General features: G+C 57.4%; 18 protein-coding genes and 1 other RNA gene. 8 read left to right on the forward strand and 11 right to left on the reverse strand.

Annotated elements, in window-relative coordinates:
- Window positions 1-140 precede the first annotated feature (140 nt).
- The 5 genes from OZX75_RS04540 to OZX75_RS04560 all read left to right on the forward strand — a co-directional run bounded on the left by OZX75_RS04540 (window position 141) and on the right by OZX75_RS04560 (window position 7,130).
- Window positions 141-1,952: a hypothetical protein gene (locus tag OZX75_RS04540; protein WP_277147318.1), complete on the forward strand. Its 1,812-nt coding sequence runs from the start codon at window positions 141-143 to the stop codon at window positions 1,950-1,952.
- 83 nt (window positions 1,953-2,035) lie between these two features.
- Window positions 2,036-3,661, forward strand: a complete 1,626-nt coding sequence (locus OZX75_RS04545; protein ID WP_525930268.1) for an aminopeptidase P family protein — start codon at window positions 2,036-2,038, stop codon at window positions 3,659-3,661.
- A gap of 388 nt (window positions 3,662-4,049) precedes the next feature.
- A complete protein-coding gene (locus OZX75_RS04550) occupies window positions 4,050-4,571 on the forward strand; it encodes an NUDIX hydrolase (RefSeq protein ID WP_277147323.1) in 522 nt (173 codons plus the stop codon).
- 217 nt (window positions 4,572-4,788) lie between these two features.
- Window positions 4,789-6,123: an ROK family transcriptional regulator gene (locus OZX75_RS04555; protein WP_277147325.1), complete on the forward strand. Its 1,335-nt coding sequence runs from the start codon at window positions 4,789-4,791 to the stop codon at window positions 6,121-6,123.
- Window positions 6,124-6,233: 110 nt separating this feature from the next.
- A complete protein-coding gene (locus OZX75_RS04560) occupies window positions 6,234-7,130 on the forward strand; it encodes a carbohydrate kinase family protein (RefSeq protein WP_277145506.1) in 897 nt (298 codons plus the stop codon).
- A 189-nt stretch (window positions 7,131-7,319) separates the two neighbouring features.
- Here the strand turns inward: OZX75_RS04560 and nagA are convergent, their stop codons facing one another.
- The 4 genes from nagA to OZX75_RS04580 all read right to left on the reverse strand — a co-directional run bounded on the left by nagA (window position 7,320) and on the right by OZX75_RS04580 (window position 12,427).
- The gene (gene nagA, locus OZX75_RS04565) at window positions 7,320-8,639 is read right to left on the reverse strand and encodes an N-acetylglucosamine-6-phosphate deacetylase (RefSeq protein WP_277145507.1); all 1,320 of its coding nucleotides are present in this window, start codon (window positions 8,637-8,639) and stop codon (window positions 7,320-7,322) included.
- Between the two features lie 231 nt (window positions 8,640-8,870).
- Window positions 8,871-9,659: a glucosamine-6-phosphate deaminase gene (gene nagB / locus OZX75_RS04570; RefSeq protein WP_277145508.1), complete on the reverse strand. Its 789-nt coding sequence runs from the start codon at window positions 9,657-9,659 to the stop codon at window positions 8,871-8,873.
- Window positions 9,660-9,764: 105 nt separating this feature from the next.
- Window positions 9,765-11,324, reverse strand: coding sequence for a UDP-glucose--hexose-1-phosphate uridylyltransferase (locus OZX75_RS04575; protein ID WP_525930278.1), 1,560 nt, complete (start codon window positions 11,322-11,324; stop codon window positions 9,765-9,767).
- A gap of 20 nt (window positions 11,325-11,344) precedes the next feature.
- Complete coding sequence (locus OZX75_RS04580; RefSeq protein WP_277145510.1) at window positions 11,345-12,427, reverse strand: phosphotransferase enzyme family protein; 1,083 nt, start codon at window positions 12,425-12,427, stop codon at window positions 11,345-11,347.
- A 299-nt stretch (window positions 12,428-12,726) separates the two neighbouring features.
- On the opposite strand from OZX75_RS04580, the gene OZX75_RS04585 reads away from it, so the two are divergent.
- Window positions 12,727-13,881 carry an ROK family protein gene (locus OZX75_RS04585; protein ID WP_277145511.1) on the forward strand — a complete coding sequence of 385 codons (1,155 nt, stop codon included), beginning with the start codon at window positions 12,727-12,729 and terminating at the stop codon, window positions 13,879-13,881.
- Here OZX75_RS04585 and OZX75_RS04590 read toward each other — a convergent pair.
- From OZX75_RS04590 to OZX75_RS04620, 7 genes are all read right to left on the reverse strand, one after another.
- Window positions 13,853-14,764 (reverse strand): ROK family protein, encoded by a 912-nt coding sequence (locus OZX75_RS04590; protein ID WP_277145512.1) that lies wholly within the window; start codon window positions 14,762-14,764, stop codon window positions 13,853-13,855. The two genes, OZX75_RS04585 and OZX75_RS04590, sit on opposite strands and share 29 nt — an antisense overlap.
- 95 nt (window positions 14,765-14,859) lie before the next feature.
- A complete protein-coding gene (gnpA, locus tag OZX75_RS04595) occupies window positions 14,860-17,022 on the reverse strand; it encodes a 1,3-beta-galactosyl-N-acetylhexosamine phosphorylase (protein ID WP_277145513.1) in 2,163 nt (720 codons plus the stop codon).
- 144 nt (window positions 17,023-17,166) lie between these two features.
- Entirely contained in the window at window positions 17,167-18,573 is a 1,407-nt protein-coding gene (locus OZX75_RS04600; protein ID WP_277145514.1) for an alpha-L-fucosidase, read from the reverse strand.
- A gap of 25 nt (window positions 18,574-18,598) precedes the next feature.
- On the reverse strand, window positions 18,599-18,778 hold the full coding sequence (locus tag OZX75_RS04605) for a DUF6903 family protein (RefSeq protein ID WP_277145515.1): 180 nt from the start codon (window positions 18,776-18,778) through the stop codon (window positions 18,599-18,601).
- Window positions 18,775-19,707, reverse strand: a complete 933-nt coding sequence (locus OZX75_RS04610) for a carbohydrate ABC transporter permease (RefSeq protein ID WP_277145516.1) — start codon at window positions 19,705-19,707, stop codon at window positions 18,775-18,777. Before OZX75_RS04610 ends, OZX75_RS04605 begins: the two co-directional genes overlap by 4 nt.
- Window positions 19,708-19,720: 13 nt before the next feature.
- Complete coding sequence (locus OZX75_RS04615) at window positions 19,721-20,536, reverse strand: carbohydrate ABC transporter permease (RefSeq protein ID WP_277145517.1); 816 nt, start codon at window positions 20,534-20,536, stop codon at window positions 19,721-19,723.
- A 264-nt stretch (window positions 20,537-20,800) separates the two neighbouring features.
- Window positions 20,801-22,144, reverse strand: a complete 1,344-nt coding sequence (locus tag OZX75_RS04620; protein ID WP_277145518.1) for a carbohydrate ABC transporter substrate-binding protein — start codon at window positions 22,142-22,144, stop codon at window positions 20,801-20,803.
- Window positions 22,145-22,686: 542 nt separating this feature from the next.
- On the opposite strand from OZX75_RS04620, the gene ssrA reads away from it, so the two are divergent.
- Both ssrA and dtd read left to right on the forward strand, forming a co-directional pair.
- Window positions 22,687-23,081, forward strand: a transfer-messenger RNA (tmRNA) gene (ssrA, locus tag OZX75_RS04625).
- Window positions 23,082-23,467: 386 nt separating this feature from the next.
- A complete protein-coding gene (dtd, locus tag OZX75_RS04630) occupies window positions 23,468-23,953 on the forward strand; it encodes a D-aminoacyl-tRNA deacylase (RefSeq protein WP_277145519.1) in 486 nt (161 codons plus the stop codon).
- Window positions 23,954-24,137: the final 184 nt, after the last annotated feature.

The following is a 24,137-nucleotide window of genomic DNA, read 5'->3' on the forward strand; positions in this document are numbered from 1 at the left end:
CATCCACAGGAACGCCGCAACACGCGTTCAGCCATGTCAACGAATTCGCATCGCACGCCCTCACCGTGCGATTCCCTCGACACCGTGTACAGGGGACGTTTCCCTGTTCCGCCGCTCTCCTCCGATGGCAACAAAGGAGTATGATGACAACCAATATCGACACAAATCAGACTGGAATCCGTGCAAGCCACGACATCGACCAACGCACCGGGGCGGTGATCGATTCGGTGCCAGATCCGCACAACGGGCCGTCAATCATCAAAATACGCGTGCTCAAAGAGTGCGAGTTCCTTGAAATCTATTGGGACGAATACGTCGATGAGGCCGAAGCAATCAATCCCGACAATTTCACCCTCACCAACGGCGACACTGTCGTCACCCTTAAAGCCAAGCCCGAGCAAGGCGTCACGGACACCCTGTTTTTCGACCGGGACAATAAGGAGATCGGCGCGACCAGCGGCAACTGCATGCGCAACCTGGACCCGAATCTGCACCTGTCAAGTATCGCGTACAGCGGCACGATCGATCCGGATCAGCAGCTGACGTTACAAGTCAGAGGACACGCCATCGCCGACGAGAAGGGCAGACACGCGCCCGACGCCATATATCGCCATATCCCCGTGCTCTCGTTCTATACCAAACGCATGCAATCACACGCGGGCATCCCCGTGGTGGCCGACGACACGGTGGCAGACACCACCATGCACATGGCCATCGAGCAGATCGACACCGAACTGGGCAAGCCAGGCACCGGGATAGTCGAGGCGATGATCGAATCCAACAACGTCTTCGCCATCTATGGCATGCATGAAAACGTCTACATGCTCCCGGAACAGCGCTGCAACTTCTCCAAGGACATGTACGACGTCGAGGGGCTCGGCGGGGTACCGACGCGCGACGGTTGGATAGCCTCCATCTCCGAGAAAAACATCCTGCGCATCCTCAACAGCCCCAATCCCGAGGAAAACACCCATTACCGCAACGAAAACATCCTCATCCACGAATTCGGCCATTCGATCCTGATCGGCGGCATCCAGCAGATGCACGACCTCACCCTCCGCAACATCTACTATCGCGCCTACGCGCATGCACGGTCCGAGGGACTGTGGGCCCACACCTACGCGATCCAGGATTCCGACGAGTTCTTCGCCACCATGGCCACCGTCTGGTTCAACGTCTGCGCCGAGCCTCGCGACGGCATCAACGACGGCGTGCGAGGCGCGGTGAACGTCCGCTCGGAACTCAAGGAATACGACCCTATGACCTACGACGCCATGGCCAGGATATTTCCGGATTCCGCGCTGCCCGCACCTTGGGACCGGCCCTCGCCGAACGAGCACGGGCTGGAGCTGCAGCTGACGGAAAAACCGAACATCATCGCCCGAACCTGCGAACACAACGATCTGGGACACGACATCTTCCAAATCACCTCCGACCGCTTCGACGATATCGGCGACCTCTACTACATTCATCCGGGCTACACCGCCCGAGGTGGCGGCATCATCCTCTCGGCCCTGTGGGGCACGTACAACAGCATGGACGACACTTCCAGCGCATGGACCATAACCCGCAACGACAACGGCACGCTGAGTTTCGCGACCGTGCCTTCAGGCGGCTGGGGCGGTCTGGGACTCACCGCGAACGAGGACGGCAGCGTCAGCATCGAAGGGCACGCCGCCAACAGGCACGATTCCGCGCAGCAGTGGCGCTTCCGGCCCGACAGTCACGCAGACAACCCCTACGACGGTTTTCTGGTCAGCGAGCGATACGGCAAGACGCTGGGTACGCCGGCGCAACCGTATGAATGCAGCCTGCTGACTCTCAACGGCGAAGATTCGACGACGCCGGGAACGATGACCTGGAGGCTGCGCAACCTCACCCAATCACGCAAGGCAGCCGACGGAAAGGAGATGCCGGACCTGTATATGCCCGTCATCGACAGACGTCGATGACGGCACTGGCCTGAAGACGATCCGTTCGGGAATATCCACGATACGAAAACAACGGCTCCACGACTGTATAATCCAGTATGATAATGCAGAAACGAGGAAAAGGAGCATCGTTGAGGGTGGTTGTAACCGAAAAGGACAAGGAATACGAAGCAGCGGAAATGGCGCAGGCGCCAGGAGCGGACCAACCGATGGAAGACAGGACCAACAACCGGACGCTTCGGCCGACCACATCCAAGGCGTTCGGCGAGTTCATGAAGACCGGCTGGGACAACCAGGAGCCGGACATCGAGCCGCTGGAGTCCAGCAAGTTCATCGGCGCGCGCCTCAAGGCGCTGGGCAAGCGCTTCGAAGGCGAGCGCATCGTCATCCCCGCCGGCCAGCCCAAGACGCGCAACAACGACGACGACTACGCCTTCCGCCCCAACACCGAGTTCTCCTATTACACCGGGCTTGGCCAGGACTACGAGGCCGGGGCGGTGCTCGTCCTGAACCCCGTCGACCCCGAGTCGCCCGAGGCGAAGGCCGGCGAGACCCACACCCCCGAGCTCTTCGTGGCCCCCCGCGCCGACAACAGCACCGAGGCCTACTACGCCGACGCGCATTACGGCGAGTACTGGGTCGGACCGCGCGCGGGCTTGAAGGAGCTCCACGCGATGACCGGCATCCCCACCCACGACATCGCCCAGCTGCCCGACGCTCTGGGCAAGGACGTCGGAGCCGAGGCCGGAGCCGTGCGCATGCGCGTCATCCGCCTGGCCGACCCCCAGATGACCGCCGAGGTCGAGAACGTGCGCGAGGCCAACGGCTTCCCCGACCCCGCCGCCAACGAAAAGGCCGACAACGAACTGCAGGAGTTCGCCTCGACCGCTCGTATGGAAAAGGACTCGTACGAGGTCGGCGAGATCCGCAAGGCCGTCGCCGCCACCAAGCATGGCTTCGACCGCATCCTCTCCCGGATTCCCGAAGCCGTGGGCAAGCCGCGCAGCGAGCGTATGCTGGAAGGCGAGTTCAACGCCGTCTCTCGCGAGGAAGGCAACACCGTCGGCTACAGCACAATCGTGGCTTCCGGCGAGCACGCGCCCATCCTGCACTGGATGCGCAACACAGGCGTCGTAGGCCATGGCGAACTGGTGCTCATCGATGCGGGCATCGAAGTCGAGAGCCTCTACACCGCCGACATCACCCGCACCTTCCCGGTGGACGGCAAGTTCACCCCGTTGCAGAAGAAGATCTACCAGGCCGTGCTCGATAGCCAGCAGGCCGGTTTCGAGGCCGCCAAGCCGGGTGCCACCTATTCCGACATCCACCACGCCTGCATGCGCGTCATCGCGCAGAAGCTGCACGACTGGGGCATCCTCAAAGTCGACGTGGAGGAATCGCTTTCGCCTCAAGGCCAGCAGCACCGCCGTTGGCTCGCCTGCGGCGTGGCTCATCACCTCGGCCTCGACGTGCACGATTGCGCGCAGGCCCGTTACGAGTCCTACCAGGGCGCGAAGATCACGCCGGGCATGGTCTTCACCATCGAGCCGGGCCTCTACTTCGCCAAGAACGATCTGCTGATCCCCGCGGAGATGCGCGGCATCGGCGTGCGTATCGAGGACGACGTCTTGATGACCGCCAACGGCCCCGAGTGGATCTCCAAGGATATCCCCAAGCAGATCGACGATGTAGAAGAGTGGATGGCGCAGCGCGCGGCAGCCAGAAAGTAATTCTCCGGGAAAAGTTACGTTCTCATCGTGTGAGGGATGTGGATATGCAATGTTTAGCTGAGCCGTTAAGCGTGAAGCCCTGTGGGCTTCACGTAGGCGAAGTGAGCGCGATGTACGAGCGCGAAGGCAAAATCTATGCCAAGCTTACGCCCCACATCGCATATCTGCCCGCCCCACACACTACTTTTGATGTTTCAAGAGAGTAACTCAGGCCGCGTGCTGCGTGGTTTGGAAAGCAGATAAACGATAATAATTGATAATACAGAGTGTTGGAGACGGAGATATGCGTTGTCCGACCGTAAAGACTCGGCCTGAGCGGCCCGGAGCGTGTCGGACAATGTATATCTCCGTCTCCAACACGTCAGTTAGAATCCAGGAAAGGCAAGATATGACCACGCCATCGTTCATTATCGAACTGCGCAAGAAGATCGGGCACGAGTTGCTGTGGCTCAACGGGGTCACCGGACTCGTGGAGGATGGGCACGGACACATTTTGCTCGGGCAGCGGACCGACACCGGGCAGTGGGCGATGGTCTACGGGATCAACGAACCCGGCGAGCAACCGGCAGACACGGTGGTGCGCGAAATCAAGGAGGAGACCGGCATCGACGCCGAGGTCACCGACTTGGTCGCCGTGGTTTCCTCCTCCGAAATCATCGCCTACGACAACGGCGACCGCACGCAATATATGGATCATTCGTTCCTGTGTCGCCTCAAACCCGGCGGCAACGCCGAACCGTTCGTCGGCGATGACGAAAGCCTCAAGGTCGGCTGGTTCTCACGCGACGATCTGCCCCAGCCGCTGGCCAAAAGCACGGTCGAACGCCTGAAGATCTTCGATCGTTTCCAACGTGGCAAAGCCGCCGGAGACACCCATGCCCTGTTCGTGACCGACAGTCGACTTCACTGATCCGAGAGCCAATCGTGTCTCAAGGAAGAACGTGCGGAGGCAGAAAAACAGGAAACATGGCACCCCACCATACTTCGGCAAATTCTTTGATAACCGCTTGGCAGTAACCGGATTTGCAGTTTCACGTTAACCTCGTTAATATATGAAGTCAGTTCATTAATCGGTGACCATCACGGATGGCGGTTACCGGACGCAGGGTTGGCCCAAGGAGGTGCGGATGCGCGAAAACAGCGAATCATCACCATCTCAAAGCACTTCGCAACCTTTCTCGACCGACCATCTGGCACCATCGATACCGGACTTCACCGAAGACCCGATTCGTAAACCGGTGCCCCAATCCGTCGTCTCCGAACGCAACCGTTCACGGACGCTGTGGCATCTCTACCACTACGGCATCTCTTCGCGAGCGCAAATCGCCAAGGCGCTGGGCCTGACGCCTGCCGCCATCACCAAAATCACCGCACGCCTGATCGACGCCGGCATCGTGGCCGAAACCGGCGATATGAAAGGCAGCAAACGTCGCCGGTCCATCGGCTTGAACATCGACACCGAACGGTTCCACTTCATCGGTGTCAAATTCGCGCGCAGCCTGGTGCAGATCGGCGTTTTCGACCTCAAGGGCAGATGCCTGAGCCTCACCGACATGCCGCGGGTCAGCGACGACACCATCGACGCGGCCATCGCCTCCACGCACGAAACCATCGATTCCCTGCTTCAAACCGACCCCGATATCGTCGCCATCGGCATGGCGGTGCCCGGCCCGTACCTGCACGGCACCGGTTATGCGGCGCTCGTTTCCAGTATGCCGCACTGGCGCAACATCAACTTCCAGGAGGAATTCGGGCAAAACTGCCCCGTTCCCGTCTTCATCGAACAGGATGCCCGGGCCGGAGCCTTGGCACAACGGCTGTTCGGCGGGCTCGCCGACTCCGGAAGCCTTGCCTATTTCCTTCTCGGTGAAGGCGTCGGCCTCGGGGTCATCGAGAACGGCAGGCTTGTCTACGGCAATCTTGGGGCATCCACCGAACTTGGCCACGTCTCGATCGATGCCATAGACGGCAGGAAATGCGAATGCGGGAATGTGGGATGTCTGGAATGCTATTGCTCCGCAGGCGCGATTCACCAGCGGATCGACGAGCTCGGCATCATTCCAGGCTCTGGGTCCATGGCTCATCTCGAAGCCTGCCAGGCATTGTTCGCACTGGCTGACGGGCAAAACAAAGACACCGAACAAACCCGCGAAGCACGTCGTCTGGTCGCCGAAATCGGACGTTACGTCGGCTACGGATGCGTCATCATCTGCAACGCCTTCAACCCTCGCCGCATCGTACTCGGCGACATCGGAGCGCTCGGAGGCCGCCACCTGCTCGATTCGGCGCAGAACGTGGTAGACGAACGGGTCATCCCCGAGATCGCGCAATCGACCGAAATCACGCTTTCCAGCCTGCCTACCGACGCGGCCGTACTCGGTGCCGCCGCCACGGCCATCACCCAGTTTTTGGACCGACCTTCCTATTTCCGAACCGACCGCCCGCCAGGTAATTCGGGATAAAGGGAAACGATACTGCTCTGCGGTAGCTTTTCGGCGAACAGGCCATCTGCCGCAACTCAAGAGTTTCGTCATTGAAAAAAACGTATAAACATGTAAGAAAGGATCACATCATGACCAAGCCAATCGTTGTATCTCTGGGAGAACTGCTCTGGGATATGCTTCCCACCGGCAAGCGTGCGGGCGGCGCCCCCGTCAATTTCGCCTATCACGCCGCTATGAACGGTGCGGAAGGCCACGCCATCAGCGCCGTGGGCGAGGATCCGCTGGGCGACGAGCTCATCGAAGCGATCAAGAAGTCCGGCGTCGAATCGATCGTGCAACGCAACGCCTGGCCCACCTCCACCGTCGAGGTCGCCCTGAAGAACGGCATCCCCGAGTACACCATCATCAAGGGCGTCGCCTGGGACCACATCCTTTACACCCGCGAGCTGATCGCCATGGTCGAGAAGGCCGACGCGATCTGCTACGGCACGCTGGCCCTTCGCAGCCAGGAATCGCATGACACCATCGTGGAGCTCCTCAAGCACGCCAAGCCGACCGCCATGAAGTTCTTCGACATCAACATCCGCGGCGACCACTATTCCAAGGAGCTGATCGAGGAACTGCTCGGCTACGCCACCGTCTTCAAGATCAACGATGCCGAGTTGCTGCTTTTGCGCGACATGTTCGACATCCGCGGCACCTCGGACGAAGAGGCCTGCAACTGGTTCATGGAGCAGTACGGTCTCAACTACGTCATCCTGACCGGCGGCTCGACCTTCAGCACCATCATCGCCAAGGACGGCGAATCCTCCACTCTCGACACCCCGCGCGTCGACGTGGTGGATACCGTCGGTGCCGGCGATTCCTTCTCCGGCACGTTCACCGCCAAGGTGCTCACCGGCTCGTCGCTGGTCGACGCCCATCGCGCCGCCGTCAACACCGCCGCCTACGTCTGCACGCAAAACGGCGCCTGGCCCGAGTACCCGGAGAGCATTCCGGACTATCTGGGCGAGGCGGAGAAGTAAAGCCTCCATATCGCAATACAAGCCAAGGCCAAACCAGAACAGGCCGATATGCAAAAAGACCGTCATCGCAGGAGAGAATTGCTGTGATGACGGTCTTTTTGTGTTTTGTGAATCAGCTTTTGTAAATCAGCGATATCGGGACGCGATCGGTGATATCCCGATATTGCCGATCAGCAACCTGCATCCGTCTCAGCGGATCCGACGTCCGGCGCACCAGACGTGTTCGACCTGCCAGGTCTTCGGGTCGCTCAGCAGAAGGTCCGCCGCATAGCCCGGCGAAAGCAGACCCAGCGGCGCACCGGTGACGGCGTTGGCGTGGTCGAAGCCGAACGCGCGGGCAGGGGTGAGCGTCGCCGCTTCAACGGCATCGCTGGGAGCCATGCCGAGCACGTTGACCGCGCGCGCGACCGAATGCTCGAGCAACAGCGTGGAACCGGCGATGGAGCCGTTGGAGACCAGACGGGCGTGGCCATCCTTGACCGTGACGTCCAGCGCGCCCAGCTTGTACGCTCCGTCCGGGCAGTCCGTGGCGCTCATCGCGTCGGTGACGAAGGCAAAGCGATGCGGCGCGAATTTCACCGCCATCCTCAGCGCCGGGTTCTGGACGTGGAAGCCGTCGTTGATCAGCTCGATGGTGACGCGCGGATCCTCCACCGCCGCCGGAATCGGGCCCGGCTCGCGGTGCTTGAGCCCGTTCATCGCGTTGAACATATGGGTCATGATGCCGGCACCCGCCTCGAAACCGCGTCTGGCCGTCTCGTAGTCCGCATCGCAATGGCCCACCGCCGGCACCACACCGGCAGCCGCGAACCGTTTGATGGCCGAAATCCCGTGAGGCAGCTCCGGGGCGATGGTGATCTGACGGATCGAACCGTCGGCGGCGTCAAGAAGACGGTCCACCAGATCGTCGGTCGAGTCCTTCAGACAGTTCGGGTCGTGTGCGCCCTTGCGTGAAAGCGCCAGGAACGGGCCCTCCAAGTGGGAGCCGAGAATATCGGGCCGCTTGCCCATCGCGGCTTTGACGTTCTTCAGGTTCGCACACATCACGTCCATCGGATTGGTGATCAGCGAGAGCACCTGACGCGTGGTACCGTGCACCAAGTGGCCGGTACGGGCGATATCGATGCCTTCGAGGCCGTCGTCGAACGAGCGATTCCACGAACCATGCGCATGGATGTCGATGTAACCGGGGGTAAAGTTCCTGCCTTGGGCGTCGACCTCGCTCACTCCCGGTTTCAGGGATAACGGCAGCACCTCGGCCTGTCCCGTCCCACTATCGCTTCCAGCAGCACCATCGGTAATGCCGAACCCACGACAGGCCGAGACCAGCGACGCTTCCCCGTTGCCGGTCGCCGCTATCACGCCATCGTGCGCGATGAGCCAGAAACCGTCCTCGATGCCCCGTGCGTCGATTTTTCGCGCATGGTGCACCACCAGCCAGTCAATCGCCTCGCCTTCAACGGCTTTCGTGACCTGTTCAACGGTCTGCTGCCTGTTTTCATCTGACATTCCCACTCACGTTCCTTCATGCTTTGCTTGGAATGCTTTCTTACCATCATCACTATCGTGGCACATTGTGCCGTTTGACGATAAAGATGCGCTCTGCCATACCCCACGGCGTTTCAACGCCTTGGCAGGTTGCGGCGCCAATGGAATACCGACGTCGCAACCTGCCGAATTTCTTGATTGGCCCGCGCCGGTTGACAACCAGGATGGCGGCAATCAGCCTGAGGGATATTCTCAGATCTGTTGCCACGCCGGCTTGTGGGCGTAGGCGTAACGGTAGTAATCCTTATGCGCCAGCTTCGAGGCGGCGGCCTCGTCGACGATGATGGTGGCGTGCGGGTGCAGCTGCAGCGCGGAGGCCGGGCAGAAGGCGCTGATGCCGCCCTCGCAGGTCTCTTTGACGGCCTCGGCCTTGCCCTCGCCGAACGCGAGCAGCACCAGGTGGCGCGCCTTCATGATCGTGCCGATGCCCTGCGTGATGCAGTGGGTGGGCACCTGGTTGATGTCGCCGTCGAAGAAGCGGGCGTTGTCGATGCGGGTCTGCTCGGCGAGCGTCTTGATACGGGTGCCGCTGGCGAGCGAGGAGCCCGGCTCGTTGAAGCCGATATGGCCGTCGGTGCCGATGCCGAGGATCTGCACGTCCACACCGCCGGCGGCCTCGATGGCCGCATCGTACTCGCGCCCGGCGTCCTTGATGGTCTCCAGATTGCCGTTGGGCACGCGCACCTTGGCCGGGTCAAGGCCCAGAGGCTCGACGACCGTGCGGGTGATGGTGCTGCGGTAGGACTGCGGGTGGGCCGGGTCAAGGCCCGCATACTCGTCGAGCGCGAACCCACGGACCTGGCTGACGTCGAGATTGCGCGCCTTGACTTCGGCCGCAAGATGACGATAGGCCGCCAACGGACTGGAACCCGTGGCCAGCCCCAGCACCGCGTTAGGCTTGCGCTCGATCAAATCCGCCACGCACTTGGCATAGATTTCGCCGGCCTCATCCTCGTTCTTCGTAATGATGATTTCTGCCATTTTGGTTTTCTCCTTTGTTGCATTTTCGGTTTTATCGCCGGGCCGGATGGAATCGCCGATACTCGGCACTTGTCTTACTTCCAGATACAGATACCATTCAAGGGCTTATTGCACGGTAAGCCCAAGCCCCTCAAGGAAGCCCATGGTGTCCTCCTTGTGTTTGAACACCGCAGTATTGGCCAGAATTCGCCGGCACACGCTTCCCAGCTCGTCACGAACCGCAGCATGGACGTTGCCAGCGGTACGCGGCCCCCGCAGCCCCTCCTGCAACTCGTTCCATTCAAACGCGAATTCGCTTTCTTCTTGCGGCAGGGGGCGACCTTCCACCAGCGCCTGTTCAAGAGCGGAAAGCTGACCGATCAACCGTCCGGGCAGCACGAACAGCCCCTGCGCCTCAATCAGTCCGATCGGTTCCTGTTTGATGGCCCAGAATTGTGGATGAACATGGAAAATGCCTTCCGGATATTGCGAACTGACAGCGTTGTTACGGAGAATCAGATTCATCTCATAGCCTCGCAAGGTAAGGCAGACGCTGGGAGAGACCGCGGACTGCCTGCCGTCTTTACCCTTGGCGAGGATATCGAGTCCTGCATTGTCGTAGCCTTCCCATCCCCGACGAATCGTGTCAGCGACCTCGACGATAGCCTCACGAGATCTTGACACCACACGAATCGCCGTGCCAGGCCAGTCAAGGATCTCGACCTGCACCTTATCGAGCCCCGGCACGCCCATCCGTTTCCACGCCTGAGCCTTATGCATCGGCATCAGCTCACCGCCGCCTTGATAATGGTCGTGGGCGAGCACCGATCCGCCGATTCGCGGCAAGGCCGCATTGCATCCAAGGAAGTAGCCGGGGAACCGATCGACAAAATCCATAAGATTGCCGAAGGTGGTGCGATCGACATGCATCGGCGTGTGCTCCATATTCACGCAGATGCCATGCTGATGGAAATACCCATACGGCGAGAACTGCCAGAAGAAGGGGGCCCCGCCCAACTCAACCGGTATGGTGCGCAGCGTCCTCTTGTCACGACCCGCGAATCCCTCGTTCTCGTGGCAGATGGTGCAACGAGGATAACCGCCGGATACGCTGTTGCCGGACCGGGCCTTTTTCATGTTCTTGAATTCCGGTTTGGCCTGGTTGATGGTGATGATCAGTCCGTGGGATTCGAAACGGGGATTGCGGTCAAGCTGCGCCTTCTTGACAGCGGTATTGGCAACGCAGTACCGATAGAACCAATCCATCGCGTTCATGGCGCCTTGCGATGCCTCGACCTTACGAAAACGTTTCCGGAGCGTCGACGGACGGGCGGAAAGCGCTCCCATGACCATATCGTCGACGTCTTCTTCGCTATATGAGTCGGCAAGACCAAGGGCGTCCAAAGACACACAGAGACGATGCAGCAATCGGGAAGGGTCGGCAAAACCCGCCGGGCCCTCGGCCGGTGCCTCAACGTCACCGGGAACATAAGAGGCAAGGCCGAACAACTCGAGCACACGATTCCTCGCCCAATCGACATCCTCGGCGGCAAGTCCCAGATTCACACGCGCAAATCCGAGCAATGCGTCGATCAGGTCATACACCTCGTTGAAATCATGCCCGGCATCCTTTCCGTCCTCGGATCCGAAAGCCCGACCGGCACCGGCGCTTTTCGCCGTCTTCATATCCAGAGTTTTTGGTTGTGTCATCCCAGTTCCTTCATGACTTCATCGATGATACGGTGGCTGTCTTCCAGCTTTCGCTCCATCTCACGCACCAGTTTGATCTGGGTACGGCAGCGCACAAGATTGTGCTCCGGATAAGAGGTGGCAAAATAGGTATCGCCGGAAAGATAATCGGCCAGGAAGCGCATGCCACATTCCAATGTCATGATGATCGCGCTTTCCGGCATCAGCCTCAGCTCGCCATCGGTGATGCTTGGCTTTACTTCGCCGAGGAAACCACGTGCGTAAGCCTTGAAAAGCTCCGTGCTGAAATGCACTTTGTCAAGGTCCCGTTCATCCTCAAGCGCCGTGGAGGCACCGAAACGGATGGAATCGCCGAAATCATAAAGCATCGAACCGGGCATGATGGTGTCCAGGTCGATGATGGCCCGAGCCTTATGGGTGGTGGCATCCATCAGAATGTTGTTGAGCTTGGTGTCGTTGTGCGTGACCCGCAGCGGAATACTCCCGTTTGAAAGCTCGTCCGTAATCTTCGGATACCAATCTGCCTGGTCGACGAAAAACCGGATTTCCTCTCGGCAGCCGGATGCCCTGCCCTCGCGATCCTGCGCGAGCGCGGCCTTGAAATCGAGGAACCGGCTCGGCGTGTCGTGGAAATGGGCCACGGTCTCCTTCAACTGCGAAGCGTCAAACGAGGCAAGTTCGTTCTGGAAATCGCCGAAAGCGGCACCCGCATCCCTGAAGACCTCTGCGTCGGGGACCATGTTATAAGAGATCGTGTGCTCGATGAACGCATAGATGCGCCATGCACCCGTCGCATCGGCATAGTACGTCGCCCCGTCATCGGTCCTGACGATGTCAAGGGTCTCTTTGCCCTTCGAATGCAGATAAGACGTGACCAGTTCGATATTACGCATGAGGTTTTCGGTGTCCGGGAATACATTGGTATTCATCTTCTGCAGGATGTAGCGTTTCCTGTCGGTCGTCACCAGATAGGTCCTGTTGATATGCCCGTCACCATACGCTTTGATGCTTGAGACTTCACCTTCAAGCCGAAAATGCCCGGCAACATTCGCCAGTGTGACCTCGTTGTTCGCCATCATTGGTTCCTTTCCACCGTTTCCGTGAATACCATCGCCAATCGGCATGAAGCCGGCACTTCGGCAAACCGCACATCGCCTACGGCCCCCGCCTGCCCCAACTGCGCAATGCTTCTTGAACCATCAGAAGCATCAGCCGTATTGGTTATATTGTTAAGAATAGTTACATAATTGGAAATATGCAATTTGCTTGGTTTGCAGCATGTCTTATGGTATGTAAAGTAAGATAAAAGAAAGTATATATCCTTAGATTTCAGCGCCCTACACTACCATAAAATCTAACGAACAATGAAGGAAGGCACATGGAGACGTCCTCAGGAAAAACCTCTCTGACACTGCACACGCCTGGCAAAAGCAGCAAAGCCAGTCCTGCAGACGTCCGAAGGAACAACAGACTACTGATTTTCAGCCTCTTGTTTCCTTCCCGTCAATACTCGCGTGCCGAACTTGGACGCAAAACCGGGTTGTCACGGGTGGCGGTCTCCGACGTCGTGGGCGACATGCTCGACGAAGGCATACTGCGTGAAAACGGCCAGGAGACCCACAACACCGGCAAAGGCAAGCACGGCACCTTGCTCGGCGTGGACACCACACGGCTGCATGTCATCTCCATCGACCTTTCCGAAGCCCATCTGATACGTGGGGCCGTGACCAACCTTCTGGGAGCCCCGCTCATTCATTCGGAAACGGTATTGGGCGCCGGAGAAAAAGTCAGACCCGAAGACGTCATCCGACTGATCGAAAAACTATCCAAACGCACCAGCAACATCATCGGCATCGGAATCGCCGCAACCGGCGTGGTACAGGACGGCGTGATCCGACGTTCCACCGAGCTGGGATGGGAAAACCTCGACCTGAAGACACCGTTGGAGCAGCGCTTCAAGATGCCGGTGTTCATCACCAATGACGCGGCGGCTTCGGTATTGACCGAGCGCTACTTCGGACAGGCCGGCCCGAACGTACTGTTCGTGAAAATCGACCGCGGCATCGGCTCGGCGACGCTGATAGACGACACGGTAATCGTCGGCGAAAACCATGCAGGCGGTGAAATCGGCCATATCTCCATCGATCCGAACGGGCCGCTCTGCCGTTGCGGAAAACACGGCTGTCTGGAAATGGCGCTGTCGGCGCCAGCCCTGCGCAAACGGCTTCACGGCAAGAACGCCGACGAGCAGACCCGGATTCTCGCCGATGCGGGCCAACAACTCGCCTCGGCATTGTCGATGCCGATCGGCTTGCTTGACGTGCAGGACGTCTGCATCTACGGGCCTCCGGACATCATCAACAGCACATTCTGCGACGCCGCACAGGGTTATGCGGACCGGACCACAGCCTCGACTTTCCGCAAGCATACGACCATTCGTCGTTGCCAATGCGGCCCCGACATCTCGCTGACCGGGGCGGCGATCATCGTTTCCCACAACTACATCAGCGACAGAGCAGTGCAGCGCCAATAGCCCCAAGCGGCTCATCCAACCGGGCAAGCTCAAGACGGGAAGCAATATCCAGATTGCGAAGAAAAGCACAATGCTTCTCGCGCGTTCCGATTTCCCGGCTGATGAGGTCGAGCAAAGGCTTCCCTGTTTTGGCCATGCCTCCCCCGATGATGATTCGCCGGGGATCCGTCAACTGGACCACAATCTGCACGGCGTCACCCATCGCATGGGTCACCTTGGCCAGTATCTCGGACGCGTTGCGTTCCCCACGTTGCGCAGCGGCAATCAGCCCGGGCAACGCGGGATTGTCATACGGCCACAGGCGCGAGACCGCCGAGCCCGAACAGACCGTTTCCAAACAGCCCTTTTGCCCACACGGGCAGTCGAACCGATTGGGGTCAACGGGCAAATGACCGATTTCCCCTACCGCCCCGCTCTCGCCATGCTGCAGCTGGTTGTCGATGATGATGCCTGCGGCCAGTCCGGTGCCGAAATTCAGAAAGACCGTGGTCCCTTTTTTAGGAGCCTTGGCGATGCCGGCAGCGCCAAGGGCGGCGACATTCACGTCGTTCTCGACACGCACCGGCAATCCGAGCCGACGTTGCAGCACAGAACCCAGATCGTACTCGCCGATGCCAAGATTGACGACATTGCTGACATGTCCCGTCTGCGCATTGACCTGACCGGGGATGCCGACACCGATCATCGCGAGCTTGGAGAAAAGCGTGCCGGCCACCTGACGCACCAAAGCCTCGACATCGGATACCACCTGATCGCCGCCCTGACGGGCAGGAAGCCGACCAGAAGAGACAACGGCGCCTTCGTCAGACAACAGAACAGCCTCTATCTTCGTTCCACCGATATCGACGCCGACAACATACCCTCGCTCAAAACCTGTAGGCATAATATCCAATCTCCTCATATATCAAATGCGTATGACAGAAAGATCTTTGTTAAGAGGTTTTTCTTTCCTTTTCCAACCGGTTCGCCGCGCGAAGCCTACAACCTGCACCACGCTATATCGTTGGGCCGCAACTCGAATTCCTTGGAACTCCGGTCCGGCAAGCTGACGACGGTGCGCTGCGAGACGCCCGTGTTGTTGACCACGCAATACCATCCGGTCTTCGGGAACCGCGCCACCTCGCATTCCGGGTTCGAGGAGCTGAAGAATCCGTAATCATCTTCACGATGAGCGGCGAAGAACAACATACGTTCCAGCATCCGTGCGTTCGAAGCCGAATAAGGAAGCCCGGAAACGTACACACCGCGGCCATGCCCGTAGTCGTTGGCGGCGAGCTGAACCTGACCTCCAACGGCTTTGAGGAGCACGACCTGCTCATTGACAGGATAGGTGTTGAGTATGGGCTCGCCGAAATCAACCGCGTCACCGGCGGCGACATCAGCCGTGATGAAATGATCGGCAACCGTCTTCGGGAAATATTTGTCGACCGACAGGGTCTGGAAGCGTTCCTCATCGACTCCGAGCACATCCGCCAATTGGAAAAAGCGCCCTTGCCATTGCAGGCTGGAAGGCTCGCCCACACCGACGAACCCGCCGCCATCGCGCACCCACGAACGCAAGATCGAGACCAGACGCGGGTCTTTCCAGACCTCGCCGCCGCTGAACGAAGTATCTGCAGGCCCTCCGCTGACCACGACATCGATGTCTTCGGGAACACCCGAGTCCAACACGTCGTCAAAGGAGATGAACCTGACGTTGACGCGCATACCGGAAAGCGCCTCAAGAATGCCGTAATAGGAATAGGTCTGCTTGTTGGGCAGGGCGTGCGCCACGGTATAGGCCATCCACGAACGCATTTTGCCCCACGAGTTGAGTATGGCGACGTTCAACACGCCTTCGGAGCCTTCTCCCCCCGTCTTCTCATATAGCTCACGGAACTGATCGGAGATCTGGCTGACCGCATCGACGAATTTGGGGAATTTGGCCGCCAGGGAAAGGTAGCCGCCATAGCCCATGCGGTCGATGGGGCTGCGAAGGATGGCGCGCCTTGCCTTGCGCCAGTTGTCCCATGCCTCGATACTCGGGTCGTTGCCCTCATGGAACGTGTCGGGGAAGAAGTACGGCAGGAACCGCCCTTCTTTGTATTTGACGCCCTTGATATCCGAGATCATGCGCAGGGTGGTGCCGTCGCCGACCGACCCGACGATGGCGTCCAGACCCAAATCACCGAACCCGTCCATATACGGCTCCGTGCCGATCCACTGGTCGCCCAGGAACATCATGGCTTCCTTGCCGGCCTCATGCGTCATGGAAACCAGTTTTTTGACGTTGCCACGTACAAAACGGGAGAGGAAATCTATCCAATCGCGCTGCGGTTTGCGGGGTATGCGGAACGACGAGTTGTAGCAGCCCTCGTCCACAAAATCCTCGGGACGCAGGCGATACCCGTATTCGTCGGCGAAATCCTCGAGCGCCTGCGGCGAGACGGTGCAGGCGCATCCGAACCAATCCACGACCTTTTCCCTGTGCTTTTGGTCGAATAGCAGCGTGAACTGGTAAAAGAACGTGGTGAAACGGACCACATCCGTCTGTGGATGGTCCTTGAGCCACTTATCGAACGTGTCGAACACGAACTTGCGCGTGGCGGGATGATAGATGTCGAAGGGGATCTCGTGTTCCTTGTCTCCCCAATCATTGGTGAGATGGTTGTACATCTCAACGGGATCCCAAATGATATAAGCCAGGAAAGAGACCGTATACTCATGCATCGGCTCCGCCCCGTCGACCGTGACCGTATCGCTGGCCTGTGCGACGCTCCAACGCCGCGTAGGCACGACTTCTCCGGTGGTACGGTCAATCACTTCCCAATATTTCGCGGGATCGGCGTCATAGTTGGGTTTGAGCTGCTCGGCGTAAAAAGTGGCCATCAGAGGGATGACCACTTGCCCATTGTCGGCGAGCACACGTTGGGTCAGCAGATAGACCTGAGGGGTCTCATCCATATGCAGCGTGATCCACTCGTTGTGCGCCCGAGTCGGGAAATACGCGCTATAGATTTTCTTGCCGAGCTTCATCAATTCGCCGTCAAGTTTCGTCCCATCCGAATCACGAATGGCGTCAGCCCCCCAGCTATCCGCCAGCTTTTTGGTCTCCTCAGCGAAATGCTCCTCGCTGGGAATGGTAAAACGACCTGTACTCACAGTAATTTCCTTTCATAACATCTATTTCTGCTGATTTCCACAGCAATTCGCTTTAAAGACAATCACGCAAAACCGTCGTTCAGAGGCAGGACCCGGTTACTGCAATCCGGGAATCCCCGTCAATCCGATCCCGACGTTGCCGCTTCATCCCCCTACCGCTACTGCCAGCGCAAGTGTCGGTTGAAGTCTGGATTCGGTGATTACCACGGAAACCCGCTTGACCGTCTGCGGCTCAAAACGCAGGATTCTTTGATAACCCACCGACCCCGCACTGACCGCCAGACGTCCGTCGAGGTAGACGTTCAACCGATCGATGCGCTGTCCCTGCCGAATCTGCTCACGCAAGACCACGGCTTCCACCCGACGCGGCACATCGAAATCGATCTCGATTCCAGGCTTTCCATCATCCGCGGCAGGCGCCCAGAACGAGCCGTCATCAGCCGGCGAGAGCAATCGTTCGGCGAGCTCATCATCACCATTCGACGAAAAGCCGATATGGACGCCATCGGTAATGCAGCGTGATTTGAAATCCTGAATTCTTTGGCCGAGCCCCCGAAGCATGTCGACATCCGATTGAGCGAGGAGACCATGCTTGTTCGGCGGCACATTCAGCAACAGCGTCGAGTTTCCTCCGACGCTACGGCACCAGATCTCGAACATCTCGTCTGCCGAGCGGACCTGGCTGTCTTCAGCGGGATGGTGGAACCAACCGTGCCTGGAAGAAGTGTTGACCTCGGCGGGATACCATGCCAGAGGGCCGGTATAGCCCTGCAACGCCTTTCTGGAACCCAAATCATCGGTATCGGAGCTTACGACTCTGGAAAAACGCCCGTCATCGCTATGTTGCGATTTCGATGCCGTCAATTCCGCAGAACGCAACGACTCCGGAACGACGCTCCATTCATTGGCTCTGGTATGCCCCGCCTCGTTGCCGCACCACCGTACATCAGGGCCACAGACGCTGATGACGGCTTCGGGTTGCAGGGCTCGGATCACGTGGTAGTAACGTTGCCAGTCATAGGTCTGCTTACGTCCATTCGCACCTTCGCCGCAGGCGCCGTCGAGCCATACCGAGAAGATCGGCCCGTAATGGGTGAGCAGCTCGATGAGCTGGCCAACATAAAAATCGTCATATGCCTTGCCCTCACCGTAGGTGCGCTCGGTGCGATCCCAGGGGGAAAGATAGATGCCGAATTCCATGCCATGCCTGCGGGCCGAGTCACTGACCTCACGGACCAGATCACCTTTCCCGCCTTTCCATGGGCTGGAAGCGAGCGTATGCTCAGTGTAGGCGGACGGCCACAAGCAGAAGCCGTCGTGATGCTTGCATGTCAAAATAACACCGGTCATTCCGGCCGATGCAAGCGCATCCATCCATTGATCGACATCCAAGGCATCGGGATCGAAGAGTTCTGGGTCTTCGTTTCCCAGTCCCCATTCCCTGTCGGTCATGGTGTTCATGCCAAAATGGATGAATGCGTACATCTCCATGTGCTGCCAATGAAGCTGGCGATGCGACGGCCGGATATTGGCGAGGTAATCCTCGTTCATCTTGTATCAATTCACCTTTGGATAGCTATCGCTGCGAATGGTTGTATAGCCAAAGCATGAAAACGACTCCGGCCAGACCAATGCATTCGATACCCAGATTCAACCACGACGTGGAACGCTGCCCGATGATGGTGACGATGATGAAAGCCACAAAAACAAGCAACTTCAACGCGCCGAGCAAAAAACCATGCCACTTCTCGTTCATTTGATTCCTCCCATGTTAGAGGTCTCCAACAGCTTCTTCTGCACCAGTGCGTAGAAGATCAATACCGGTATCATCACAATGGCCATGCCGGCATAGAGACGCCCGTAATTGGTCGCCGCCTTCTGCGTCTGCATCAGGTTGAGCAGACCGACCTGCACGGTCTTGTTCTCACCGGTCATCAGGGTCATGGAGATGATGTAGTCGTTCCAGTAGCTCAGGAAGTTGAACAGCATCGACATCGAGATGGCGGGCCCGGCCATGGGGAAGAAGATACGCACCATGATAGTGAACTGCGAGGCACCATCAATCAGCGCCGCTTCCTCGTAGGTCGTGGGGATCGTGGCGAAGAAATCCTGCAGGAGGAACACCGTGAACGGCAACGACGTGGCCGCGTATACCACCGCGAGGATAAACGCGTTATTGACGAAAAATCCGGAAGGCAGGAATTTCATGACGAATTTATCGGCACCCACAAGCATCAGGAAAATGGGCACCACGATGTAGTTCACATTGATGAACAGACCGGCCTGGATGCCAAGCTTGATGATTTTCTTGCCGGGGAAATCGAACCGTGCCAGAACGTAGGCGCATGGCAAGGCCACGACCAAAGCGATGACCATGGCCACCAACGTAACCACTACCGAGGTCAGGAAGTACTTGCCCAGATGCGCGTCCTGAAACGCCTCGACATAATTCTGCCAGTGGAAGCCCTTGGGCCAGGTCCACGGACTGCCGTAGAACTCGCTTTTGTCCTTGAACGAGGCGATGAACACCCAAACGACAGGGATGAGGATCATCAAAGCAGAGATGACCAGGACGAACTCACCGACAATCCTGCCGACCGTCCACGCATGGGCGTCGCCGCGGTTCTTGGCTGGTTTCATGTGAAAACCATGGGAGGTTTTCGTTTCCATATTTGCGTTCTTCATAGTGCTAAACCTCCTAGAACTGCAGAATCTCGCGCTTGGTGACCTGATTGACGATCAGGGAGAGCAGGAAGCTGAAGAGGAAGATGACCACGCCGATGGCCATGCCATAGCCATAGGTGGAATTCGTGTACGCTTGCTGGTACATATAGCCGAGAATCGTCTGCGAAGCTCCATCAGGTCCGCCATTGGTCATCGCAGTGACCAGGACGAAGCTCAAATTCACCGAGCTGATGATGAAGAAGGTGAGAGTAGTACGGATATTCTGCCAGATAAGAGGAATGGTAATGGAAATCAGCTGCCGAATCTTACCGGCACCGTCGATTTCCGAGGCTTCGTACAGCTCCTGATCGACACCGGCCATCGAAGACATATACATCACCATGTAGTAGCCGAGCGACTGCCATAGCATCGCGAAAGCCACCGAATAGATGACGATCTTCTGGTCTCCCAACCAAACGCGTTTCAAAGCCCCAAGCCCGAGGAACCCCAACGTTCCATTCAACAGACCGTTCTTCTGATCATAGATGGCGGAGAAAATCGCCGCGATCACGACGGCGGAGAGCACGGACGGAATATACATGATGAATCGGAGGAAACCAGCGCCGACTATTCGATCCTGCAGCAATACCGCTGCAAAGACAATCGCCAAAGGCAGGGTCACCGCCGTCACCAGCACCAACAACAAAACCGTGTTCTGGCAGGCATGGACGAAATTCATATCTCCGGCCAACGTCTTGAAGTTGCTCAAGCCCACGAAGGTCTTGTCGTCCGAGAATCCGCTCCATTTGAAGAACGACATGCGGAAGACGTTGAAAGTGGGGATGACCATGAATATGACAAAAAGAATGACCGTGGGCAATGCACACAACAAGCCGAAAACGGAATGCTGATGTTCAAGCTCGGATTTTTTGCCCTTTCTTTTACGCGTGTGAACTGACAACTTTATCAGGTTCCTCTCCATAAAATCCATATGAAAACAACAATGGTCTCCGTCGTACGACCATCGTACAGATGTCTGGGATACGACGGAGACCGGGACTACCGGCGATCAGGTATCTAACGTAAGCCGTTCAGATACCTGATTGCGCGAACCTCACTTCGACGCAGCGGCGTTCAACGCGTTGCTGGTATCGTTCAAAGCCGTCTGCCACTGATCCAGGCTCTTATGGCCGGAGGCGACAGAATCGATTGCGGTGTAGAGATCGTCCTTGATGTTCTTGCCCTCGACCGAAGCGGTCGTGGAGAAGGAACCGGTGATGACCTTGACGCCGGGGATCTTGTAGCCGTCATAGAAGACCTTCATGGAATCGTCGACCTTGTCGGACGCACCCTTGATGGGCTGGATGGCGCCGGTCTTGGCAAAGATCTTGGCAGCGGTGTCGGAATAGAAGAAGGCCATGAGCTTCTTGGCTTCTTCCTTGTTCTTGGCCTTGGAAGGAATCCACGTGGCTTCGACGGTCGTGTTAACGTAACGGGTGCCGTTGGCCTTGGGCGAAGGAACGGGAGCGAAGCCCCACTTGAATCCGTCGGTACGCGGCGCATCCTTCATCTCGTTGATGATCCAAGTGCCGTTGGGCATGAACAGCGACTTGCCGTCCAGTATGGACTGCTGGTTCTTGGTGAAGTCCTGGGTATTGGCATAGCCGACCGTATTCGGATTCAGATACTTGGTAACCAGCTTCTGCACCAACTGCAGCGATTCGGTCGCGTCCTTGGACTTCCAGACATCCTTCTTGTATGTCATGACGTCCTTGTAGAAGTCGTCACCGCCGATATCGGCGAGCAGGGCATTGAAGAACGAATCGAAATAACCGCTCGTCGGATAGGTGAACAGGGAAATACCCTTGGCCTTCGCCTCGTCGCCGAGCTTGAAGAACTCATCCCAGTTCGTCGGGACGCTCCAGCCGTTCTGCTCCAGCAGGGTCTGGTTATAGACCAGTCCGGAAGGCGAATAATACATAGGCATCAGATACGTGTCTTTAGTGCCATAGGGATTGGTATAGAGGCCGATGATGTTGGGGACGAGCTTGTCCTTCACCGTCTTCGACTCCCCAGGAACCTTCATGTCCAAGACATCGGTGACATTCTCGATCGCCTTGTCCTTGAGCATGGTCTCGACCAATCCGGACTCATTGCCCTGCCCCAGCTCAATAAGATCGGGATAATTGCCGGCCTTCATGCCCGGCGTGATCTGATCGCCGAGTTTCTTTGAAGTGGTGACCTCGACCTTTACCTTCGGATTGACCTTTTCATAGGCCTTGGCCACTTCACGATACATCGCGGAGCCATAGCCGCCCTCGAAAGCGGCAAGCTTCAAAACGGTTTTCCCGCCCTCGGAGCCGGACCCGCTGGAACTACCGCAAGCCCCTACCGACAGCAGCATGGCCGCAGCTCCCGCAAGCGCAAGCACCTTTTTCGCCGTGTTAACGTTTCTCACCTGAGTACCTCCTCGTAATCTAGGTAAAAGAGCGACCCAGACAGCCACTCTTCCCTCGTGCTTAACTCTATTTACTTCTTCGCACATCTATTAATGTACACTATGTTTCCCAAAATAAAAAATCAGAAAGTTCCTGCGTGTCAACCGCATATCATTAATCATCACACAAATAAAAACATGAAAAACAACGCTGTTTATTGGCAAATCAACGATGTATCGAATCTGCAATATATGCCTTTTCGTTTCAATGTTTTATATTATTAAATAATAATGCAAAGAACATTGTCATTGAAACGAAGAACTCGGTACGCATAGAGCATATTCCAGATACATTATGAAACAGAGACAAAAGACGTTCCGACACAGGGACGGAATGCCGGCTTTTTGCAATATGCGACTGCCCTTCCACTGACTTTCGAATGGCCAAACCGATTTTCTCAATAATTACGCTCAAAGAAGGTACAAGTAATACTCGTCGCCCAGCCACGCTAATATTAGGTATTCCGGTGCAAACCGGGCTTGATATTTGATAATTCAAGATTGGGGATGATCGGTTTCGACGGTGACCTGTTCGTCGCAGGGAAGCGTGCCGAGAATGTGGAGTCCACTCGCGATGACCTCCACGAAACAACAAGTGCTAAATCTAATCGCACTGAGTTCGCACTCGCTGCCTGAGCCAAGCGCCAGGATTAACCAGTGAGCTGCTGCTCCGTCCACTCCTTCTCGTCTTCGGGAGGATGTTGGGCGTCATTAGAGGACTTGCTTGAGCCATTGAACCACAGGGTGACTCAGGGACTTTAACTGTAGATATGCTCGCCATCCATTGTCCGCGACACGGATGGGGGCAGAAAAACCGCCAAAAGGCCAGCGGACTACGCACGTAGAAGACTGAGGGTTCGGTCATCGGACCGGGGTTCAATTCCCCGCATCTCCACGAGTTCAACGCCGCCAGGGTTCGCCTTGGCGGCGTTTTTCGTTGCGGTTCCGGCGTTTTCAAGCCGTTTGCACGCTGACATCAACGAGGGCTTATCTTGGTTTAAAACCCTCTTTCCGGGATGGATGTGGGTCGTCTAGCGGGTCGTTCATACGTCGTTGCCTACGTCGCGTTGACGATATAACGTCATGGACATCGCTGCTTCCCGCCGCCAAATCTTCAAAAGGGTGTTCGGGTGGTAATTGGGGTGGTATTCCAACGAGCGGATACACAGCATTGTCGCCCCCTCCCCACGCCATTATTCAGACGACGAGTCAGCAACCATCTTCAATAATTCTTAAACGCCAAAACTCATCACGATAGCCATCACTCGACTAGACTTGGTAACCATGAGAATCGTATTGCAGAAAGTCAGTAAAGCCGATATCGATGTCGTCGACGAGGCGACCGGCGAGGTGGATTCTTCGTTCGAACCGCAGCATATCGGCGTGGGTTTTGTGCTGCTCGTCGGGGTCAGCGACGAGGACGGGCAGGAACAGGTCGACTGGCTCGCTCGCAAAATCAGCAAGTTGCGCGTGTTCGAAGACGAAAACGGCAAGATGAACCTTTCGCTTGGCCAGGTCGGCGGCGAGATCCTGTCGGTTTCGCAGTTCACGCTGTTCGGCGACGTACGCCATGGCAACCGGCCGAGCTTCATCACCGCCGGCAAACCGGAACACGCCAAGCGCGTCTGGCTTCAATTCAACGAGGCGCTACGGTCGGAGGGCATCACCGTAAAAGAAGGCCGATTCGGCTCGCATATGCGAGTGGCACTCACCAACGACGGCCCGGTGACCATCCTCTTCGACACCGACGAACTGATGGCCAAGCACTAGCTATTCACGCAGACTGCCTATGGGGTGCAGAGATAATCACAGAAATAGCCCGAAAAATGTGATTTTTACTGTATCTCGAATCAGAGTACAGAGATAATCACAAAAATAAGCAGGAAAACGTGATTTTCTCAGCATACGCAATTCGGCAATCACAGGATGTCAGCCGTACTTCCCTCCGTAGCCC

It is taken from the genome of Bifidobacterium sp. ESL0800, assembly GCF_029395355.1.
Classification (GTDB): Bacteria; Actinomycetota; Actinomycetes; order Actinomycetales; family Bifidobacteriaceae; genus Bifidobacterium.

What these genes read in the sequence shown, in the direction of transcription:
- OZX75_RS04540 (WP_277147318.1), top strand. Translation starts at nt 141, where the DNA reads ATGATGACAACCAATATCGACACAAATCAGACTGGAATCCGTGCAAGC.
- OZX75_RS04545 (WP_525930268.1), top strand. Translation starts at nt 2,036, where the DNA reads ATGCAGAAACGAGGAAAAGGAGCATCGTTGAGGGTGGTTGTAACCGAA.
- OZX75_RS04550 (WP_277147323.1), top strand. Translation starts at nt 4,050, where the DNA reads ATGACCACGCCATCGTTCATTATCGAACTGCGCAAGAAGATCGGGCAC.
- OZX75_RS04555 (WP_277147325.1), top strand. Translation starts at nt 4,789, where the DNA reads ATGCGCGAAAACAGCGAATCATCACCATCTCAAAGCACTTCGCAACCT.
- OZX75_RS04560 (WP_277145506.1), top strand. Translation starts at nt 6,234, where the DNA reads ATGACCAAGCCAATCGTTGTATCTCTGGGAGAACTGCTCTGGGATATG.
- nagA (WP_277145507.1), bottom strand. Translation starts at nt 8,639, where the DNA reads ATGTCAGATGAAAACAGGCAGCAGACCGTTGAACAGGTCACGAAAGCC.
- nagB (WP_277145508.1), bottom strand. Translation starts at nt 9,659, where the DNA reads ATGGCAGAAATCATCATTACGAAGAACGAGGATGAGGCCGGCGAAATC.
- OZX75_RS04575 (WP_525930278.1), bottom strand. Translation starts at nt 11,324, where the DNA reads ATGAAGACGGCGAAAAGCGCCGGTGCCGGTCGGGCTTTCGGATCCGAG.
- OZX75_RS04580 (WP_277145510.1), bottom strand. Translation starts at nt 12,427, where the DNA reads ATGATGGCGAACAACGAGGTCACACTGGCGAATGTTGCCGGGCATTTT.
- OZX75_RS04585 (WP_277145511.1), top strand. Translation starts at nt 12,727, where the DNA reads ATGGAGACGTCCTCAGGAAAAACCTCTCTGACACTGCACACGCCTGGC.
- OZX75_RS04590 (WP_277145512.1), bottom strand. Translation starts at nt 14,764, where the DNA reads ATGCCTACAGGTTTTGAGCGAGGGTATGTTGTCGGCGTCGATATCGGT.
- OZX75_RS04600 (WP_277145514.1), bottom strand. Translation starts at nt 18,573, where the DNA reads ATGAACGAGGATTACCTCGCCAATATCCGGCCGTCGCATCGCCAGCTT.
- OZX75_RS04605 (WP_277145515.1), bottom strand. Translation starts at nt 18,778, where the DNA reads ATGAACGAGAAGTGGCATGGTTTTTTGCTCGGCGCGTTGAAGTTGCTT.
- OZX75_RS04610 (WP_277145516.1), bottom strand. Translation starts at nt 19,707, where the DNA reads ATGAAGAACGCAAATATGGAAACGAAAACCTCCCATGGTTTTCACATG.
- OZX75_RS04615 (WP_277145517.1), bottom strand. Translation starts at nt 20,536, where the DNA reads ATGGTCATCCCCACTTTCAACGTCTTCCGCATGTCGTTCTTCAAATGG.
- dtd (WP_277145519.1), top strand. Translation starts at nt 23,468, where the DNA reads ATGAGAATCGTATTGCAGAAAGTCAGTAAAGCCGATATCGATGTCGTC.